The following is a 19841-nucleotide window of genomic DNA, read 5'->3' on the forward strand; positions in this document are numbered from 1 at the left end:
ATGTTCGTAGCGAACAGCCGAAGAAAGGCCGAGCAACATGCTCCGTATAGCGCAGTGGACGACGGGGAATGTTGCCAAAGAGGCGGTCAAAGCGCTGCGGATGCGCTCAGATCTCGAACTTGTCGGCGCCTATGCTCACTCTCGGCAGAAGGTTGGGGCCGATGTTGGAACGCTCTGCGGGCTTGGCGAAATGCTTGGAGTCGTAGCGACGGACAGTATTGATCAACTGCTTGCCCTTGGATTGGACTGCGTCGTTTACACACCGCTACATTTCGACATTGAAGATGTCACGCACATCTTGCGGGCCGGAGTCAACATCGTCACCAGCGCCGAATTCCTCACCGGTAGAAACTTACCCAGTGAAGATCGAGACGCAATCATCGCAGCTGCACAAGGCGGGAACGCCACCATTTTCGGCAGCGGAGCCAACCCGGGTTTCATGCAGATGATCGCCGCGATCGCGAGCGGAATGTCTACCGACGTGCGGTACGCATCGATGGGTGAGTCCGTCGACGTTTCGCAGTTCATAGGAGACGCCAATTTCCAGTCGGTCGGGTGGGGACGGCCGAAGGATGACCCAGGCCACGCCGAGGATGTGCAGAGAGGTACGGCCGTCTTCGCTGAAGCCGTCGACATGTTCGCCCGTCTGATGCGGATAAACCTGGATGACATCACGTGTACGGTCGGGTTCGCCTATGCCAAGAATGATTTCGTCGCTGACGGGGTACCCATCCCGGCCGGACACGTGGCCGGAATGGACGTCAAATGGCAAGGCATTGCCGACGGCCGCGAGGTGCTCAGCGTCAATCAACGGTGGGTGGCAACGCGGTCACTGGATCCGCCATGGGTTGTCGAGGACGGATATCACCTTGAGGTTGTGGGAGACCCGAACATCCACGTGCGAATCAACATGCTGCCGACCGATGAGGATCTCGCCGACCTCAACCGAGAGCGAATGCGCGGCATAGGTCTTCGAATCACAGCGGCTCCACTGATCAACGCGATTCCAGCGGTATGCGCCGCGGCACCAGGCATCGCCACCTACGCTGACTTGCCCGCAATTGCGGCCTCCCTCATGCGATGACATTCACGGCGTCAGCTTGCGCCGAACTCGCGACATCAACGCTGATCAGTAACGGGCGTGCTCTTGCGGGTTACGGTGATCGGCACGTCGTGTTCCCAAGGCTGCCGCCTGACCACATCGATGACGCGGAAGGTGCCCCGCTCGAGCTCGCCGGTCGCGGCGTCGACGATGCGGTATTGCTGCCTCTGCTGGTGGATTGCCTGGCCGTCGACGATGAGGACGCGCAACTCCTCGGGCTCGAAGTGGCAACGACGCTGCAGCGCGTTAATCAGCTGTTCGTTGTGCAGGTGACCGTCGCCGAAGCTCCAACCGACCGCGTACCCCGCGACCGGCTCGCCGTCAATAACGGTGTAGTCGGCATCCCGGCCCGCCGGAATGACGTGCTCCCACAACGTCATCAGCGCCCGGCCATGCGCGTACATCGCGCGAAACGCGTGACCGAGCGACAGCGATATCAGGGTGCCCTCAGGGGTGGACAGCTTCTCGATCTGTTTGTGCTGAACAAGCCCGAGCCCGATCCGGCGATCGGCCAGTTTCTGGCTGGCCGCCTCGGTGAAGAACCACTGCGACGTATCCCAGTTCCCCGCGTAATAGCGCATGCCCGGTAGGAACGACACTTTCGTTGGGCAAAAGTTTCCGATCACGATCGTCGTGAGGATGACAGCGGACAATGCCGCGATCGGCCACGGTTCGGTGACGGCGCCCCATCCAATCCCAGCCTTATCGACGAACAGCCAACAGATGCCGAAGAGCATGAAGACGTTCCACTCCAAGGGAACTCCGAGCGGGATCGCCGTCAGGATGACGAGGTGGAACACGATCATAATGAAAGCGGCGACGTAGGTCACGACGCCGCCATGCGAGAAGAACAGTACCAGCGGGACGCCCATCTCGATCAGCGTGCCGAAATGGGCGAGGAACTCTGGGATCCTTCCTGGCCGTAAGTCGTCCGGAAACCTGCGGAAGAACATCCGCTTCATCCACCTCGCCCGCACCAGCGGGTTGTTGGCCATCATCGTCGCGACCACGAACGGGAAGTGGCGGTTGAGTTTCGAGGTCGCGGCCCCGATCCAGATGGCCAGCATCACAAGCTTCGCGGCGACGATCATGTTCGATCCTGCGAACAGGAACGTCACTGTCAACGACCCGTAGACCTCGCCGCGAGTGGCCAGGAAGATCACCTTGTCGCGCAAGCCGATCACCGCCAGAACCACCAAGACAGCGACGATCCGCTCGGGGGGAATCATTCCGATCGACGTACCCAGCCCGGCGATCGAGCCGGCGCCGTCGGACAGCAACGCGAAGACCGCAGACCCGAGGAGCGCACCGTAAAGCACCACATCGAACATCACGCGTCGATCACCGCCCGTGAGAGGAATCCTATTGGGCCACGGGGCAAGTCGAATCGTTCCGGGCCGCAACCAATACAGCGGCGAACCCATCGGAGGGGCGATCTTGCCCGTCAGCGGACCAAACCCACAGCCGAGGCCGAGCACTTCGAAAAGCAGCGACCACAACACAACCTTTTGGAAGACGATAGGTTCGTTCCACCATGTCCCGATGGTTCCCCAGCCGTCGATGCCCTGAGTGGACAGCACAAAGAAAACGCCTCCCAAGATGTAGAGGCCGATCTTCACTGAGTACAGCACATAGAACACGTCGGGATTCCCCATCCCGTTCTCGGCGATGTGCCGCGCCATCGGCTTGATCCGCTCGGAGCGACCGTGCGTGAGCCATTCCGTGACGTCGATCCGGGGCATATTGGGTTTTAGAAATACCACCTCGGCAGCCCTTTCTGGTAAAACATTCGGTTCGGGACCCGGCGCACAGAGGTGCGATGTTGTCGGGAAGCCGTCCCGTCAACAGATGTGGAATACGCACGACCGCATCTGCATTCAGCTTAGTCTGCCTTGGTCATCTCCTGTACTTCTGCACATGCGCTCTACCATGACAGCGCAATTTCAAAACGGGGTCGTTAGACCGCGTGTGCATCATCGCGGCCGTGAAGTTCGTAGATGGCGTCAAGGAAGAGGCCAGAACTTGCAACAGCGTAGTGCGCCGCGAGACGGTTGGTCATGTCAAATCCATGTCCCGCCCCGGGCATTTCTGCATATGCCACCAACGATCGGGACGCTGCGCGAAGTCTGTCCACGAATGCCCGGGCTTCCGAAACCGGAATCACTCGATCGGCATCGCCGTGAAGGACAAAAAATGGTGGTGCATCGGCATGAACGCGAAGAACAGGCGAGGCGTCATTGAACAACGCGGGATTTTCGCGCAGAGATTGCCCGACGATCACTCGCTCAACGAACCTAATAAATTGATCTCGCGCTGGGGTCGAGCGGTCAATCCAGCTGTAGCGTCCGTAGAAACTGACTACCGCATCCACAGCGGTGTCATCATCGGACGGTAATTCTTTTGTGAAATCCCTATCACGCGGCGCCAGCCCGGCGAGCACTGCAAGGTGAGCCCCGGCGGACGTACCGGCGATTGCAACGAAGTTCGGAGATCCCCCGAAATCAACAATGTTCCGTTTCGCCCAAGCAACCGCGGCTAAGACGTCACGGATGTGGTTGGGCCAGCGATGGCGGGGCGCTGTTCGGTAACTAACTGAAAGGCAAATCCACCCTCGCCTCACCATCTCCGACATGAGTGAATAGCCTTGGAGAAAGCGCCCGCTGTGCATCCATCCCCCGCCCGGAACGAAGATCAGCACTGGCGCACCGACGATATGCATATCCGGACGCCGCCAGATATCTAGGGTCTGCTGGACCGCCGAGCCGTAAGGGATACTACTGCGATAGAGAAACTTTTCGCGCTGTGCGCCTGCGATGGCCAACGGCCAGAACCTGGGCGGCTCCGGAAGGCCCTTGGTGATCGCAACGGGGACATCCTTCATCGCGTCGATGACAGCCGCTTCGATCGCGGCCGACGTCACGCGGTCATTATGTTGGGCGCAGTTTAATGAAACTCGCGTTCTGTTAGGGACGTTCCGCGATAACCACTTCGTCGAGCCAGCGACGGCGGCCCGGAACTCTGGATAGCTGTCCATCCCGGTCAACGACGCCGACAGGCTCGCTAGGGTCAGCGCCTGCTCGATCGGATCGATGTTCATTAGTTGCTCCACACCGGCCAGCAATCGGTGTTCGATCCGCTTACGCGCAGTCACGCGATCACCACCGGTGTTGGGTGGGTGAACCGTCGGTGCAGCTTCATGGCCAGGAGACCTTTGACAACTCGGAGTGAAACTCTGATCGGCTGGACATAATGTAACAAACGTATGGCCACCGCGCGCAGGATTCGGCTTTGAGCGGCTGCACACCTGACCTTGCCCGTCTGGCGGAACCGCTGCCTGTGATCAAGTACGAAAGCACTAGCCCAGTCGTCACCTTCATCAAGCCCATTCGAGCTACAGAACTGGACGCTGCCGGTGTGGGTGTACCTCGTCTTGAGCGGCCCCCTCTTTCGGTACAGGCTCACCGAGCCCAGTTCCTAAGACCGCCCCGGCTTCTACTAGCCGCAGCGAAGGACAGCCCGTCGTAGCCGCCCTTGACCCACCCGTAGCTCTGCGGACGTACGAAAATACTTTACGGCAGCAGCGGGTCGATGATGCCGTACCAGTCAGGCTAGGCCTTGTGATCTGAAAAGTGTTGTGCCATAGTGGATTTATGACCGCCGTAGCAACCCGCACAGCTCGCGAAATGCGTTGTGTTGCAGTGGTTTCTGGCCAGTTCACCTCAACCAAAATCGGTTGAAAAGCAAGGGGTCTAGCACATTTTCTGAAAACCTGGTTCGCTCGACGTGCGATCCGAACGGTCGCGACCATAGGGTGAGCTAGCGATTCCGACCCACCCCCCTCCCCTGTGAACTGAGCCTGACTGATCGAAAATCGACCAGTAGGCAGCCAGCGGACGTGGCTCTGAGTCGCCACCGACAAGCTCTGACGACATCGGCCTGGCCGATGTCGTCCTCGGGGTCCGTGCGGCGTTTGTGTATTCCAACTCTGCATGTGGAAACGCCCCGCGGAAGGCGATTGGGCGCATATGATCCCGGCATCGGGCAATGCTCACATCCCTCGTCGACCTAGACGGAGTTCATGTCGCGTGCAAACCGCCGGCTCATCGTTGCCCTCATGCCCACCGCAATCGCATTTGCGACCAGCGGTTGCATAGCAACCCCCGTAGAAACAGAACATCCCCTCGGGCATGCCCTACTGATGGCGTAAATCCCAAGCCGGAAAGTTAGCGGCAGCTTTCGATTCAAACGCTTAGGAGAAGTGTGGAGCTTAACCAACACCCGGAATCGTTGCCTCCCCCTATGTGGTCTCCAGACCCGGCAGGTACCAATCGGCTCCGTTGGTGGGACGGCTCAAAGTGGACCGATCATTACGCGCAAATTCCTGTACCAGAGCCGCCCGTGTCGGCTGTGCCCGCTCGATCTGCCACTGACTACCCGCTGCAGCCGACCATAGAGTCGCCAATGTCCCGTGCGAGAACGAACGGTCGAAAGTCATCTCCACTTGCCGACATTGTCGCTGCGGCAACTCTTGAGGAGCCCCGCTACCCTCTCGACGAGCAGATCGAGGTCGTCGGGGAGACTTACCACATCAAGGGCATTCGCCGGGTTTTCGAGGAAGCCGGGATGCCGATCACCGAAAGTGGTGTAACCCTCAAGTCGGTCCGCTGCATCCTCGTCCCCGAGCCTTGGAACGAGCACGACCCAAACGCGGTCGCTGTGATGATTGGGCAGAACCAGGTCGGCTACCTCGCCGCTGACCTTGCCGCTTCGTACACCGATGGCCTCCAACGCATCGCGCGGCTGGGCTATCTGGCAACAGGTGAGGCGCGGGTTTGGGTAAAGAGCGACGACGGGATCATCCGGGCTCGCGTGACGATCCTTATTCCAGACGCTTCCCAATTTGGCTAGGCCCGACCATTGAAGCGCTCTTCTCCAAGCCGAAGATGATGTGCAATGACACTGAATATTACCCTGCTGACGCCGGTCGCCATCTACCAGTCGGCTGATTTCCGGCTAACGGACCCAGCGGACGCTTCCCTTATACGTGATGAGTCGGCGAAGACGGTCGTGCTGCAATACATGTCCTGGGCCGGTTTTGTGACCTACACAGGCATTGGCTCATGGGAGGGCGAGAATCTCTCAGAGATCGTCGCTGATTGGCTGACGGGCATACCCAACCCATCAATGTCGGAGGTAGCTGCTCTCATCGAACGCGAGGGAACGCAGCTCATCACGGTATTGGAACGGCGAAACCGTACGCGTTTTCTACACACTTTTACATTGGCCGGATTCGAGGACGGTTTGGCTCGCGCTTTCGTGATATCTAATTTTGAGGACTGTTTAGGGAGAAAGCGGCCAACCGACAGTTCTCTCACAACGGCGATGCGCGAATTGGACACCGGAAGCAACGCCCTTGTCATTGTGACGGGATGCCCCAAGGCCGTGCCGAACACTGAGAAACGCATACTACGGAAGCTAGCTGTCCTAAACCCATTAGACGGCGGCCTTATTCGAACTCGAATGCAAGAGCTTAACGCTCAGGCTTCAAGATCACCTGAAAGCACGGATTTGGTGAGCGAAGACTGTGCCGTCATATCGTTTCGCTTTGACGGCTTCGGCATCCTGCAACGCAGTCAATCAACAGATGCTGGACCTAAGCATGTCCCTATTATTCTTAATGGCTTCAATCAGCATAAAATGATCGTCGACGCCATGGCTAATCTTGGCCTAGATATGTCCAATGCGCAGATGGGCAATGCGACCTTCGTTTCCACGCACGCGCCCGGACCCGCTGGTAATCTGCAATCTACGTGCAAGTTTCCCATCAAGGACACTGAATCATCCGGCGGCTACGAGATCCTAGAAATCACCGATCCGGATTTCGAGCCAATGTTCGCTTACGACATTAATGACGCCGGCAACGTCGTTGGGACGGGTCGTGACGAGCAAAAAGTTCCCTGGACGACTCAGGTTCCTTGGATAATGCAAGAGTACCAAGTCTCCCGGCTTAACTACGCGGGATCGGCCTGGGCCATCAATGACGATGGCTTGATCGTTGCCACCCCATCCAGCGATCCGAATCAGAACGCAGCACTTTACGCTAGCGGTTCAATTATTCCCCTGCCCATCATCGGACCGGATGCCGCCTCCGTTGGTGGTACTCGAATCTCAGGAACAGCAATTAATTGCGGCGGCATAGTTGCGGGTTCCGTTTGCACGCAGTCGGGCCACAATATGCGAGCGGCAGCATTTCATGCGGCGCAGCCGCCGAAGGTCCTAACAAACCTCGACGCGCCGTTCGGAACCCGCGCAGTCGATATAAACGACCATAATCAGGTGCTCGTACTAGTTAATTCCAGTCCCGGCGCGCGATCTGTCTTGTGGGATCTTGAAAACAATGCCTGGTCGTATGTTGGCGGCAGCACCGCGAACGTCACGCCAGTCGCCATCACGAATGGTGGACTGGTCCTGGGCACCACAGCCGACGGTGCATCACGCGCCGTGATTTGCGAACAAGACGGCGAATGGCAACCGCTTGGGACAAGCAATGGATGGTTGCCGCAGGCGCTTAACGACTTAGGCGATGTTGTTGGGCTTGTCGCTCAAGGAGGCTTGTTCCAGCCTTGGCTGAGGACCGCTGCTGGCGAAGAATTTCTACTGCCTTACGTCATGGGCCATAACACCGACCCCAAAGCCATCAATATCGCTGGCGTCATTGTGGGTACCTCGCATGCTGATCACGGCGGCCATGCCGTGATGTGGCGTCGTCCTTAGCGGGCCGCTCTTCGATGTGATGGTCGGGCCCGCGTCTCAGAACTTGCCAACTCCGTCCTCCAGGCCTGTGCGGACAGGGGACGGCCGCGTCTGTAGGACGTTCGCTATCCGCCTCACTCGCGCGTCGTCGTCTCGCTGTCGCTCGACGCCACCGCATGGAAAGGGGGTTGCCACGAGGGAGTATCCGGATCATCGGACTCACTCGCGGCATCCACCTGACGAATCTCGCTGGCTACGTTAGCGTTATGACGCCTCCACCAGTACGCACTTGCAGCACAGGCCGTCGTCGAGCGGCCAGTACCCGCACTGGCTACATACTTCTGCCGAGTATTCCTTCACCGTGCAGAAGTCGCACAGGCCCGGATGAATGCGGCCGGGCGCGCGTCCGCACCGGCTGCAGAGCGGTCGCCCGCTTTCGTGAGCCCCCAAGTAAGTCACAGCGGCAACCTCGAGCATGCGGGCACCTTCTTCGACCGTGTCGGCAGTAACCGGAGTAACCGGAGATTCTTCGTCGGGCGGCAGCTCCGACTCACAGTTCCCAGCCGGATCGCCATCGTGGCCGATCAATCCGTCGACATAGCGTTTCCATACATCGGTGAACTGCGCCCGCGAATATCCCTTGAACACCTTCCCGCAATCGCGCTGGGACTTGCTGCTGATCCCGTATTTCCGTAACTGCGTGGCCAGGCTGCGGTCGTCAAGAGGTTCCCCGCGTCGGAAGGTCTTCCATGGCGATTCCGAAACGTTCACGAGCGCGTTAATAAGCTCAACAGTCATTAGCTTGTCGCTACGGCTGTTATTGAACACTTTCTTGATGTCGCATAGCAGATGTACTCCGATGCTGGGCTCCCGGCGCCGGGATGCGGTTACAAGGGTTACAGCGGTTACGCGGGCGGCATCCGCCCACCGCTCTCCAGCCAAGTCCGCAACAGCCAGTAGTGCTTCCCATACGTCGGCATCTCGGTCATCGACGCCGTCGGGCATTGCCGGCCAGAAGTCACCGACCAGTGCTTCACGCGCCGCGGTCGACCACTCATCTAGCCGCGCATGGAGTTTCGCTGCTTCGGAGCCGACCACGCGCAATCGCCATGCCTGCACAACCTCGTCGGCTGCGCGCTTGCGCATCCGTATGACCAGGCTGCGCGACATGATGGTGTCAGGAAGATCATCCAAACCGGCAAGCGCGACAGCGCAGTACGCCGGCAGCTCCTCGGTAATGATCTGGTCGCCCCGGACCGCACACCGACCGGCCGTCGCTCCTTTGCGGTGGCCAGCATTGATCATTCCGCGAATCTCCTCGTTTCCTTTAGCTTTCGGCCCGAAAATCGTGTCGATTTCATCGTAGAGGATCGTAGGAAGCCCGGCCGGGTCACTGACCTTGCGGAACAGGTAAGCCGACGAGGTGTTGACCGCGTGCACCGGGCGCGGAACTAACGGCTCCATCACTTCCAGTGCGCGAGACTTACCGCTGCCGGGCTCCGGCGATAAAAACGCGATCCGCGGTGTGCAATCCCAGCAATCCATCAGCCAGGCATGGGCGATGAACAGAACGTGAGCACGACGCTCGTGGCAGGAGGGATAGACAACGAATCGCGAAACAAACTCCTCGATGTCGTCGAGTAGGCCACAGGTCTGAACATCAAGGGCTTCAACATCATTCATTTTGAATGCCATTCTTCTCTTTCGTGTTACAAGTTGTGGAACGGGTGGCCACGGTCGACCACCCCCCGTTCCGTTACAGTGCGGCCACTCCGCAGGACCAGGTGTCGCTCTCGCCGGCAGCGTCTCGAAGCGCATCGGCGAGGCGATTAGCCTGTACGGCGGTCAGCGGTACCACCTTGACTAAGATTCCCTGCTCTAGGGAGGCGTCGTCGTCGGGTAGTGCGCTGATGCCGAAGGTGACAAGCCCGACTTTGTCGCAGCAGGGGACGCCCCATAAGACCGCTACAGCGTCGTGGTCGGTGATACAGCTGTCGATAGTGGTCACCTTTTGTCCTCGTTATTCGTTATAGTCCATTGATTCCGTTAAGTTATTTCGGCGAGGGGTCTGAGTGCCCTCGTCGACATCACCTAGACCGCACCGACATCGAATGCGGATTCGATCCACGCCTCCACATCAACGCGGCGATAGATCACGCGTTTTCCTAGCTTTCCCCACTTCGGCCCTCGCCCAACGGCTTTCAGCCACCGGATCGTTGCGACCGGCTTGCGCGCCAGAGCGGCGACTTCGTCGGTGTAGAGAATGTCCGAATTCGATGGTTCGGCGATTTTTTGCATGACCGATTAACCCTCCAATAGATGCGAATGCTCCGCGAGCTAAAGTCGACACTGACCATGGCCGCGATGGAGGACCCCCCACGCTAAGTCCTTGATACCGGGTCTGTCGTGGGACTCCGTTAGAAGCGCCCGGCTGTTACTGGTTACGCTACCCCTGGGGTGTGACAACGCGCTGGAACAAAACGACTTGCGCCCGTAATGTCGTTCCCTGAAATCCGCTGGTGGCAGCTACTTATTTGCGCCCCGGACGGCCTTCTCCGTCGCGGCGGCCAGGTCAGTGAAGTCGTCGGGAAGCATATGGCTGTACACGTTCATGGTGGTGGTGACGTTCCGGTGACCCAGGAGCTTCGACACCGTCACGACCGAGGCACCCGATGCCAATGCCAGCGATCCTGCGGTGTGCCGCAGCGTCTTTGGAGAGATTCCCGACAGCCCCACCAGGTTAGCAGCCTGGTCAAACCGCCACCGGAACCAGTCGAGTGGCGTTGGCCCTCCGTCGCGGTACGGAAACACATAGTCGAACGGGTCACGGCCCCGGGTGACTTCGGCCAATGCATCGACCAATGTCTGAGTGAGAATCGGGACCGTACGTGTCTGGTGAGTCTTGGTCGTGCCTTCTACGTGCCCGTTGCCCCTTACGTATGTGACTGAGCGAGATACTTTGATCCGCCGGCGCTGCAAATCCACATCGCCCACCTGCAAGGCTGCTAGTTCGCCGTAGCGCATTCCGCCGTAAGCGAGCAGATAGACCATCGTCTGGATATCCTGGCGAGCTTCGGCGAGCTGGCGCACTTGCTCATGGGTAAGCGCCTTGTCTTCACGAGAAGCTTTGCGGGGTAGGTGCACATCGTCAGCCGGGTTAACTGCGATGTACCTTGCCCGAACGGCAAACCGAAGGACTTGGTCAACCACTTGGAATGCTTGGATAGTGCGGGCCGGTGATAAGCCCTTGGCGCTGCTGTCGTTATCGTCGGCCACCTTGACCGGTCGGCTGCGGGCGCCCGGGTCGGTGGCGAGCCAAGTAACCCATGCCTGAATTCCGGCGTGATCAATGTCGCGAAGCTTGACCTCGCCCCACTTGGGTAACACCACGACATCGAGCAAGCCGCGGTAGCCGGCGACGGTTTTGGGCTTAAGTGTGGTCCTGGACGCAAACCATTGGTCGGCCACGGTACGAAACGTCACCGCCGCCCGTCTCGGATCGGCATAGGTGCCTGTGGTGAGCGCCGCCGTCACCGTGGCGAGGTGGTCTTGAGCTTGCGCCTTGCGGTCGAACGACTTGCCGCGTTCGTTTCCGTCGTGGTCCACCCACCGGGCGAGCCAACGCTTCCCGTGCCCGTGGCGAGCTGTGGTGACCAGGATGCCTGGCTTGCCGTGTTTCGTGTCGGTGCACCATGTCCCTGGACCCTGCTCGTCGGCGGGCCATGGCACCTGCTCCTCCCGGCGCGCTGGCCGGTGCCAGCGATCTTCTACGCCTGCCCGGATGCTGCGTTTCACGCGGCGAGAGCTTACACTCTCTGCGGACTATCTGCGGACCGACCCATCTAGCTAAGTTGATCGATGGACTGGATATAACGGTTGAAGTGCACATTGAGTGTGGGGCGGGCGGGGCTCGAACCCGCGACCAACGGATTATGAGTCCGCGGCTCTAACCAACTGAGCTACCGCCCCCGACGGAGTAGTTCCGTAGGAAACGGTACCAAGCCCAAACAAGTAGGGCCGTGCAACCTGCTGACGCTGTCGACAGGCCGTGCCGACTGGGGATTCGAGTTAGCGGATGTCCGCAACCAAAACGCCGGAGGGCTAAGTCCTCACGGCCGTTTGTGTCCCGGTAGACGAATACCGTTGCGCCACAGCGGTGCTGGGCCGCTTAAGACTGGGTCGCCCAACTGGCTTTCGCGGCTTGGTCCTTGATCTTGGGAATCACTTCGGGCGCGTATACATAGATGGCCGATTCGACCTCCCACTCCGCCTGCGCCTGGGTCAAGGGAGTGGTGCGGGTAATCATGTTGACCAGCTCTTGCCCCTCGCCGAACGGATTGGGGTTGGCCCGCACCTGATCGGCGAACCAACGACCCTCGGCGGCCTCATGGCAATCGGTGTACTCGGCAGTGTGGACCATCTTGTTTTGCGCGAGCAGGTTGACGTATTGCTCGTCGGCCGGAGTCAAATTGCAGGCAGCCGAGGCTAGCGGAGCGGAAAGCACGGCACCGCCGAACATCGAGGCGCCCAGCGCGACGCCGGCAGCCCACACCGAAGCCACTCGAACGCGCGAACGTGTGCGGATGCTTGTCATTTCGAACCTCCCTCTGCGCGGGAACGCAGTCGTTCCGACGCAACCCCAGCTAGAAATTCCGTAAACCGTTGAAACGGAGAGCTTTCCGGACCGCAGGCCAATGACGCACGATCCATGGCCATCCGGCTCGGGCCACGTTGCCGTCTTGTCACTTCTCGGTGTCGCATCAGTGTCGTCGAACGGGCTAAAAGTAGCGAATGACTCCCGCACACAGCGGAAACGCACACTTGCGTGTCAGTGTACGAATGGTTAACATTTCGTGCCCTCGGCCAAGCGCTGCGACCGGCTGCTGGTTGAGGTCAGCGCGCCGAGGGCTCAAGGCTCGTACAGCTGGGCGCCACTCAAGCGTCGTCCGCAAACGTCAGCTGAATACAGTCTGGCCGTCGGCGTCGATCAGGTACCGCTGCGTGCCATGCTCGACGCGCGGCGCATCGGCGCCCAATGACACCGCGACTTTGTTGCTGGCGTTCCGCATGATGTCGAAGGTGAGCTCCACGGCCTCGGACTCGGAGAACCGGGAGCGCACCTGGGCGACATCGTCGGCGACGAGGTGCGCAGGGGTCCAAATTAATGCATCGGCATAGCGCAGCGCTGCTTTAGCGCGGTCGTCGAGCAAACTCGACGACGCGAAGCGTTCGATCTCCGCGTACAGCGTTTCCGAACCGCCGGCATCGAGTGCGCCGCCCTCGCGTAGCGAGTTGCACAACCGGCAATTGTGCTGCGCCGCCCCGCGCAGCCGTACCAGTTCGGAGGTGATGGGGTCGAGCGCACGCATTCGCGCCACCGCGATTAAAAAGTCGTTGAAGACCAGATCCGACGGGTCGGTGGTGTGATCCCAGGTGATCGGTTGGGCGACCCAGCCCAGATACTGCGCGCCGACGCCGAGGGCTTCCAGCCCGGCCCGCACCCGGGGAATGAAGTCGGCGATATATATCTGCACGACGACGTCAAAGGTGCTGTCCCCCAGCTGCTTCCACAACCGCGACCGCTGCTGGGCGGTGACCGACGACACGTCCGCGCTGAATTGCTCGGCGAACTCGGCGACGGCGACCTCGGCTTCCGATTCCGGCTGGCCCACCTCGACGCTCGCGGGCAGCGGCGGCAGCGACATCGTCTGTGCGCATACCCGCCGTACCAACGCCGCCACGCGACCGTCGCCCGGGCATAACGACACCAACCGGGTGAGCTGGTCTTTTCGAACAGAAACCGGTGCCGCCATTCGTCACACGCTAGAACGCGCGGTGCCCGGCTGCAATGAATTACTGGGCCTGGCTCACCGATGACATGTGGAAGTCGGGGATCCGCAGCGACGGCATGGCGGCGCGGGTGGCCCAATCGCCCCACTCGCGCGGCAGGGTCTTCTCGCTGACGCCGGCCTGGGTGGCCCGTCGCAGCAGGTCCAGCGGACTCTCGTTGAACCGGAAGTTGTTGACCGCGGCGGTCACCTTGCCGTCCTCGATGAGGTAGACACCGTCGCGGGTCAGCCCGGTGAATAACAGTGTGGTGGGGTCGACGACGCGGATGTACCACAGTGTGGTCAGCAGCAGGCCGCGCTCGGTGGTTGCGATCATCTCGTCCTGGCTGGCCGTTCCGCCGGTCATCACCAGGTTGTCGGCGGCCACCGCGACCTCGGCGTCGTATTTGGCGGCCGTGGCCCGCGGATAGGCCAGCGCGTTGATCACCCCCTCGCGGATCCAGTCCACGTGCTTGATCTCCGCGCCGTTATCGAACACCGACACCGTCTCCGAGGAGCTGCTGACCGCGACGAACGGCGTGCAGACCAGGCCCGGCGCCATCGGATCGGAGAAGAGCGTCAGCGACAGGTCGGTGAGCCGCTCCCCCACCCGGGTTCCGCCGCCGGGCGCCGAGAACGCGGTCCGGCCCTCCTGGGCCCCGCGGCCGGCCATCGACCAGGCCATGTAGATCATCATGTCGGCCACGGTGGACGGCGGCATGATCGTCTCGTAACGACCCGCCGGCAACTCGACATTGCGCTGTGCCCAGCCCAGCCGCGTCGAGAGCTGCTCGAGCAGCGAATCGATTGGCACATCGACGAAGTCGGGTGTGCCGACACCCGCCCAGGCGCTGGCGTCGCCGCGTTTGGCGTTGATCTCCACCGCGCCGGTGGGCTGGGTGAAACGTCGGCGCACTCCGGTCGACGAAGCCAGGAACGTTGTCGTAACACTATGGTGGGCAAAGCCGTACAGCCGGTCCTCGTCGCGGAACGCACGGCTCAGCGAGTCGGCGACATCGGAGAAAACCAGGGGTCCGGTGCCGGGTACCGGCGCGTCCCAATCGACCGGCACACCGGTGTCGGCAAGCAGCGGCGCGGCATCGCCGGCCTCGGGCGCCGCGCCGGCCGCCTCCTGCTACGCCGCCACCAGCCCGGGCAGCACCCGCGGATCGGCCTCGGCGGACACGATCGTGCCAATGCGCGCGCTGGAGCCGCGACGCACCACCGATATCACCGTGACGCTGCGGCTCACCGAAACCCCGTTGGTGGTCATCGAATTGCCTGCCCAACGCAGCGTGGCCTCGACCTTGTCGGTAACCAGCACCATGGTCTCGTCGGCTCGGCCGAGCTTGACCGCCTCATCGAGCACGATGTTGACGACATGCTGCGCAGTAATCATCGGCGCCGCTCCGCATCGCCTCCGGCGTGGATCATCGGCCGCCCTCGGTACGGGTGTTGAGCACGTTGACGCCGCGGAACAACGCCGACGGGCAGCCGTGGCTGACGGGCGCGATCTGCCCGGGCTGGGCCTTACCGCAGTTGAACGCACCGCCCAAGCGCCAGGTCGACGTGCCCCCGACGGCCTCCATCGAATTCCAGAACTCGGTCGTGGTGGCCTGATAGGCGACATCACGCAACTGACCGTCCAGCCGACCGTCGCGGATCCGGAAGAAGCGCTGGCCGGTGAACTGGAAGTTGTAGCGCTGCATATCGATTGACCATGACTTGTCGCCCACGATGTAGATGCCCTCTTCGACCCGGCCGATCAAGTCGTCGGTGCTGATGTCGTCGGGTGCCGGCTGCAGCGACACATTGGCCATGCGCTGGATCGGCACATGATGCGGCGAGTCGGCGTATGAGCATCCGTTGGAGCGAGGCTGCCCCAGCCGGTGGGCGAACACCCGGTCGAGCTGGTAGCCGGTGAAGATTCCGTCGCGCACCAGATCCCAGCTTTGCGCTGCGACCCCTTCGTCGTCGTAACCGATGGTGGCCAGGCCGAATTCGACGGTGCGGTCGGCGGTCACGTTCATCACAGGCGATCCATACCGCATGGTGCCCAGCTTGTCCGGCGTGGCGAACGACGTTCCGGCGTAAGCCGCCTCGTAACCGATCGCGCGGTCGTATTCGGTTGCGTGCCCGATCGATTCATGAATCGTCAGCCACAGGTTGGAAGGGTCGATCACCAAATCTTTGCGTCCGGGAATTACGCTGGGCGCCTTGATCTTTTCGGCGAGCAGCGACGGCAGCTTCACCAACTCGTCGGTCCAGTTCCACACCTCGTCGCCGGCCACGGCCTCCCAGCCCCGCCCAATCGGCGGCGCCAGCGTCCGCATCGAATCGAAGCTACCGGCCGCGGGGTCGACGGTCACCGCTTCCAGCGAGGGCAGCACCCGCACCCGCTGCTGGGTGATCGAGGATCCGAAAGCGTCGGCGTAGAACGTCTGCTCCTTGACGGCGGTCAGCACCGCCGACACGTGATTGACGCCGTCGGCGCTCAGCAGCCGACCGGAGTAGTCCTCCAGCACGGCGATCTTGTCCGTCGTCGAGATGTCGAACGGGTCGATCCGGTAGTTCGACACCCAGGCCGCGTCCGCATAGACCGGTTCGGGCGCCAGCTCGACGCGCTCGCTGCTCAGCGTCGCCAGCGTGGTGGCGACGTGCACTGCGCGCCGCGCCGTCTCCGCGGCCACCGGCGGCACCAGCTCCGCGTGCGAGGCGAACCCCCAGGTGCCGTCGACGATCACGCGCACCGCCAGACCCACCTCACGATTGATCACCGCGGTCTCCAGCTCGCCGTCGCGCAGCTGGATGATCTCGGTGATGATGCGATGAACCCGCAGGTCGGCGTGTGTCGCCCCGGCCGCTTTGGCCGCCGAGAGCGCGGCTTCGGCCAAGTCGTGGCGCGGCAGGTCCAGGAAGTCGGCATCGATCCCCCGGTTCGGTGTCACGCTTCCACCGTAACGACCGGTCGCCACAAACCCCGCCGGCGCCCGCTTTAATTACCCCATGGCCAGCGCGGTACGCGGGATTCAACCTCGGTCGACCGCGCTCGGCTACGCCCTGCTGGCGCCCAGCCTGTTCGGCGTACTCGCCTTTCTGCTGCTGCCCATCCTGGTCGTGCTGTGGCTGAGCCTGTGCCGATGGGATCTGCTCGGCCCGCTGCACTTCGTCGGCCTGTCCAACTGGCGCTCGGTCCTGACCGACGCCGGGTTCGGCAACTCCCTGATCGTCACGGTCATCTTCGTGGCTATCGTGGTGCCGGCGCAGACCGTCTTGGGACTGCTGGCCGCGACCATGCTGGCCCGCCAGCTTCGCGGCACCAACCTGTTTCGCACCCTGTTTGTGCTGCCCTGGATTTGCGCGCCGCTGGCCATCGCGGTGCTGTGGCGCTGGATCCTGGCCCCCACCGACGGCGCCGTGAGCACCGTGCTGGGACACAGCATCGAATGGCTGACGGATCCCAGCCTTGCGCTGCCGCTCGTGTCAGCCGTGGTGGTGTGGACCAATGTCGGCTATGTCTCTTTGTCGTTTCTGGCCGGCCTGCTGGCCATTCCCGAAAATATCCACGCCGCCGCACGCACGGACGGCGCCACCGCATGGCAGCGGTTCTGGCGCATCACGATGCCCATGCTGCGACCGACCACCTTCTTCGTGTCGGTAACCGGGATCGTAAGCGCAGCACAGGTTTTCGACACGGTATACGCCCTCACCGGCGGTGGACCGGCCGGCAGCACCGATTTGGTGGCCCATCGTATCTACGCCGAGGCTTTCGGTTCGGCTGCCATCGGCCGGGCGTCGGTGATGGCGGTGGTGCTGTTCGTGATCCTGATCGGCGTCACCATGGTTCAGCAACTCTATTTCCGGCGACGGATCAGCTATGACCTCACCTAGTCGGGCCACCAATGCGGCGATCTATGCCGGGCTGTCCTTGGGCGCTTTGATCACGTTGGCGCCGTTCGCGCTTGGATTGATGACGTCGTTCACCTCGGCACACCAGTTCGCCACAGGTACCCCGTTGCAGCTGCCGCGGCCGCCCACCCTGTCGAATTTCGCCGATCTGGGCGGGGCCGGGTTCGGCCGCGCCGCCGCGGTGACCGCTTTGATGACCGCGGTGATTCTGGTAGGCCAATTGACCTTTTCGGTGCTGGCCGGGTATGCATTCGCGCGCTTGCGTTTCCCGGGGCGTGATGCGCTGTTCTGGGTGTACATCGCGACGCTGATGGTGCCGGGAACGGTCACGGTGGTACCGATGTATCTCATGATGGCCCAGCTCGGCCTGCGCAACACGTTCTGGGCATTGGTGCTGCCGTTCATGTTCGGCTCCCCGTACGCGATCTTCTTGTTGCGCGAGCACTTCCGGATCATCCCGAACGACTTGATCAACGCCGCCCGCCTGGACGGCGCGAACACCTTGGACGTGATCGTGCACGTGGTGATCCCGTCCAGTCGCCCGGTCCTGGCCGCGCTGGCACTGATCACCGTGGTCTCGCAATGGAATAACTTCATGTGGCCGTTGGTGATCACCAGCGGACACAAGTGGCGCGTGCTCACCGTCGCGACCGCCGACCTACAATCGCGGTTCAATTCCCAATGGACGTTGGTGATGGCGGCGACCACGGTCGCGATCGCCCCGCTGATCGCGCTGTTCGTGGTCTTCCAGCGCCACATCGTTGCGTCGATCGTCGTCTCGGGGCTCAAATGAGGCGGCGATGCGGCGAGATTGCCGCCATGGCTGTCTTTTCCGCCCATTCACGACCCCGACGGCAATTTGGGCACACACGACGACCCCGACGGCAATCGGAGCGTCCACGGTGACCCGGCCGCGCTTCTCGACACTGGCCGCGGGATCAATCGCACTTGTTGCTGTGCTGCTGGCAGCGATGGCAGTGCTGCTGGATTACTCCGGCCAGCCCCATGGTGGCAAGACTGTCGTCACGGTACGCATCTGGGACGATCAGATCGGTGCGGCCTATCGACAATCCTTCGAAGCATTCAGCCGCGCCCATCCCGACATCGACGTCCACGTGAACTTGGTGGCGTACTCGACCTACTTCAACACCCTGCGCACCGATGTGGCCGGCGGCAGCGCCGATGACATCTTCTGGCTGTCCAACGCCTACCTGGCGGCGTATGCCGACAGCGGCCGGCTCCTCAACATCGGCGAAGTACTCGGGCCCAGGGCCGCCTCGGATTGGGAGCGCCCGGTCGTCGAGCAGTTCACTCGTAACGCCACGCTGTGGGGCGTGCCGCAGTTGACCGATGCCGGAATCGCGCTGTACTACAACGCCGATCTCCTCACCGCGGCGGGCGTCGATCCCGCCCAGCTGAACACCCTGCGGTGGAGCCCTGACGGAGGGGATACATTGCGCCCACTGCTGGGCCGCCTCACCGTCGACGCCAACGGAAACCGCGGCGACACATCACGTTTCGACGCAGCGCGGGTGCGACAGTGGGCGTACAACGCGGCCAACGACCCCCAGGGCATCTACCTGAACTACATCGGTTCGGCCGGCGGCGTGTTCCAGCGGGGCGACACCTTCGCGTTCGACAACCCCGCCGCAGTGACGGCCTTTCGGTATCTGGTCGATCTGATCAACCGTGACCACGTCGCGCCGCCCGCCGCCGACACGAACGACAACGGCGACTTCTCCCGCAACCAATTCCTGGCCGGCAGAATGGCGCTGTTTCAATCCGGCACCTACAGCCTGGCGCCGGTCGCGCGCGATGCCCGCTTCCAATGGGGTGTGGCGATGATGCCAGCCGGCCCGGCGGGCCGGGTCAGCGTCACCAACGGCATTGCCGCGGCGGGCAATGCGGCGACGAAGCACCCCGCCGCCGTGCGTCAGGTGCTGGCCTGGATGGGCAGCAAACAGGGCAATGAATATCTGGGGCGTTACGGAACCGCCATTCCCGCGGTGTCCGCGGCTCAACCGGCCTACTTCCGGTACTGGGCCACAAAGGGTGTCGACGTCACGCCCTTCTTCACCGTCCTGGACGGTCCGCGCATCGAGGCTCCCGGCGGGGCGGGCTTTGCCGCCGGAAATGACGCCCTGAAATCGTACTTCGACGAAATGTTTTTGGGCCGAGGCGATGTCGCGGCGACCTTGCAGCGGGCTCAGGCGGCGGCCAACACCGCCGCGGCGCGCCAGTGAGGTCTG

At 61.8% G+C, this 19841-nt stretch carries 15 protein-coding genes, 1 tRNA gene and 2 pseudogenes; 7 read left to right on the forward strand and 11 right to left on the reverse strand.

Annotation, left to right across the window (positions count from 1 at the left end; translation table 11 throughout):
- Positions 1–190: 190 nt before the first annotated feature.
- On the forward strand, positions 191–1084 hold the full coding sequence (locus tag A5686_RS25470) for a dihydrodipicolinate reductase (protein WP_197520700.1): 894 nt from the start codon (positions 191–193) through the stop codon (positions 1082–1084).
- A 35-nt stretch (positions 1085–1119) separates the two neighbouring features.
- Here A5686_RS25470 and A5686_RS25475 read toward each other — a convergent pair whose 3' ends face one another.
- Both A5686_RS25475 and A5686_RS25480 read right to left on the reverse strand, forming a co-directional pair.
- A complete protein-coding gene (locus A5686_RS25475; protein ID WP_067940208.1) occupies positions 1120–2865 on the reverse strand; it encodes a DUF3556 domain-containing protein in 1746 nt (581 codons plus the stop codon).
- Positions 2866–3059: 194 nt separating this feature from the next.
- Positions 3060–4253 (reverse strand): alpha/beta hydrolase, encoded by a 1194-nt coding sequence (locus tag A5686_RS25480; protein WP_156750240.1) that lies wholly within the window; start codon positions 4251–4253, stop codon positions 3060–3062.
- Between the two features lie 1148 nt (positions 4254–5401).
- Between A5686_RS25480 and A5686_RS28535 the strand changes: the two are divergent.
- The 3 genes and pseudogenes from A5686_RS28535 to A5686_RS25490 form a co-directional block, all read left to right on the forward strand.
- A pseudogene (locus A5686_RS28535) lies at positions 5402–5485 on the forward strand (DUF2510 domain-containing protein); the annotation flags it as partial.
- A gap of 78 nt (positions 5486–5563) precedes the next feature.
- Entirely contained in the window at positions 5564–6010 is a 447-nt protein-coding gene (locus A5686_RS25485; protein WP_067940213.1) for an HIRAN domain-containing protein, read from the forward strand.
- A 45-nt stretch (positions 6011–6055) separates the two neighbouring features.
- Positions 6056–7876 carry a hypothetical protein gene (locus A5686_RS25490; RefSeq protein ID WP_067940214.1) on the forward strand — a complete coding sequence of 607 codons (1821 nt, stop codon included), beginning with the start codon at positions 6056–6058 and terminating at the stop codon, positions 7874–7876.
- A gap of 243 nt (positions 7877–8119) precedes the next feature.
- On the opposite strand, the gene A5686_RS25495 is transcribed toward A5686_RS25490, so the two are convergent.
- From A5686_RS25495 to A5686_RS25535, 9 genes and pseudogenes are all read right to left on the reverse strand, one after another.
- A complete protein-coding gene (locus A5686_RS25495) occupies positions 8120–9550 on the reverse strand; it encodes a DUF3631 domain-containing protein (RefSeq protein WP_067940217.1) in 1431 nt (476 codons plus the stop codon).
- Between the two features lie 61 nt (positions 9551–9611).
- Positions 9612–9863, reverse strand: coding sequence for a hypothetical protein (locus A5686_RS25500; RefSeq protein WP_067940220.1), 252 nt, complete (start codon positions 9861–9863; stop codon positions 9612–9614).
- Between the two features lie 83 nt (positions 9864–9946).
- Positions 9947–10153 (reverse strand): AlpA family transcriptional regulator, encoded by a 207-nt coding sequence (locus A5686_RS25505; protein ID WP_067940223.1) that lies wholly within the window; start codon positions 10151–10153, stop codon positions 9947–9949.
- 228 nt (positions 10154–10381) lie between these two features.
- A complete protein-coding gene (locus A5686_RS25510) occupies positions 10382–11650 on the reverse strand; it encodes a site-specific integrase (protein ID WP_067940225.1) in 1269 nt (422 codons plus the stop codon).
- A 100-nt stretch (positions 11651–11750) separates the two neighbouring features.
- Positions 11751–11824: transfer RNA gene (locus A5686_RS25515), tRNA-Ile, on the reverse strand.
- A 199-nt stretch (positions 11825–12023) separates the two neighbouring features.
- Positions 12024–12449 carry a hypothetical protein gene (locus A5686_RS25520; RefSeq protein WP_067940229.1) on the reverse strand — a complete coding sequence of 142 codons (426 nt, stop codon included), beginning with the start codon at positions 12447–12449 and terminating at the stop codon, positions 12024–12026.
- A 361-nt stretch (positions 12450–12810) separates the two neighbouring features.
- Positions 12811–13668, reverse strand: a complete 858-nt coding sequence (locus tag A5686_RS25525; protein ID WP_067940231.1) for a carboxymuconolactone decarboxylase family protein — start codon at positions 13666–13668, stop codon at positions 12811–12813.
- Positions 13669–13708: 40 nt separating this feature from the next.
- Positions 13709–15082: pseudogene (locus A5686_RS25530) on the reverse strand (metallopeptidase TldD-related protein).
- A 31-nt stretch (positions 15083–15113) separates the two neighbouring features.
- Positions 15114–16631 carry a TldD/PmbA family protein gene (locus A5686_RS25535; protein WP_067940234.1) on the reverse strand — a complete coding sequence of 506 codons (1518 nt, stop codon included), beginning with the start codon at positions 16629–16631 and terminating at the stop codon, positions 15114–15116.
- Between the two features lie 58 nt (positions 16632–16689).
- On the opposite strand from A5686_RS25535, the gene A5686_RS25540 reads away from it, so the two are divergent.
- The 3 genes from A5686_RS25540 (at position 16690) to A5686_RS25550 (ending at position 19835) form a co-directional block, all read left to right on the forward strand.
- Positions 16690–17574, forward strand: a complete 885-nt coding sequence (locus A5686_RS25540; protein ID WP_067940237.1) for a carbohydrate ABC transporter permease — start codon at positions 16690–16692, stop codon at positions 17572–17574.
- Positions 17561–18385: a carbohydrate ABC transporter permease gene (locus A5686_RS25545; protein WP_067940239.1), complete on the forward strand. Its 825-nt coding sequence runs from the start codon at positions 17561–17563 to the stop codon at positions 18383–18385. Before A5686_RS25540 ends, A5686_RS25545 begins: the two co-directional genes overlap by 14 nt.
- Before the next feature lie 109 nt (positions 18386–18494).
- Positions 18495–19835, forward strand: a complete 1341-nt coding sequence (locus A5686_RS25550) for an extracellular solute-binding protein (RefSeq protein WP_067940242.1) — start codon at positions 18495–18497, stop codon at positions 19833–19835.
- The last annotated feature ends 6 nt before the right edge of the window (positions 19836–19841 follow it).

Origin of the sequence: Mycobacterium sp. E2479, assembly GCF_001667925.1 — a bacterium.
In the GTDB taxonomy this organism is placed as follows: Bacteria; Actinomycetota; Actinomycetes; order Mycobacteriales; family Mycobacteriaceae; genus Mycobacterium.

Bases quoted from the DNA above. Each gene is read 5' to 3' on its own strand.
- A5686_RS25470 (WP_197520700.1), top strand. From the start codon at position 191: ATGCTTGGAGTCGTAGCGACGGACAGTATTGATCAACTGCTTGCCCTT.
- A5686_RS25485 (WP_067940213.1), top strand. From the start codon at position 5,564: ATGTCCCGTGCGAGAACGAACGGTCGAAAGTCATCTCCACTTGCCGAC.
- A5686_RS25490 (WP_067940214.1), top strand. From the start codon at position 6,056: ATGACACTGAATATTACCCTGCTGACGCCGGTCGCCATCTACCAGTCG.
- A5686_RS25495 (WP_067940217.1), bottom strand. From the start codon at position 9,550: ATGGCATTCAAAATGAATGATGTTGAAGCCCTTGATGTTCAGACCTGT.
- A5686_RS25505 (WP_067940223.1), bottom strand. From the start codon at position 10,153: ATGCAAAAAATCGCCGAACCATCGAATTCGGACATTCTCTACACCGAC.
- A5686_RS25520 (WP_067940229.1), bottom strand. From the start codon at position 12,449: ATGACAAGCATCCGCACACGTTCGCGCGTTCGAGTGGCTTCGGTGTGG.
- A5686_RS25525 (WP_067940231.1), bottom strand. From the start codon at position 13,668: ATGGCGGCACCGGTTTCTGTTCGAAAAGACCAGCTCACCCGGTTGGTG.
- A5686_RS25540 (WP_067940237.1), top strand. From the start codon at position 16,690: ATGGCCAGCGCGGTACGCGGGATTCAACCTCGGTCGACCGCGCTCGGC.
- A5686_RS25545 (WP_067940239.1), top strand. From the start codon at position 17,561: ATGACCTCACCTAGTCGGGCCACCAATGCGGCGATCTATGCCGGGCTG.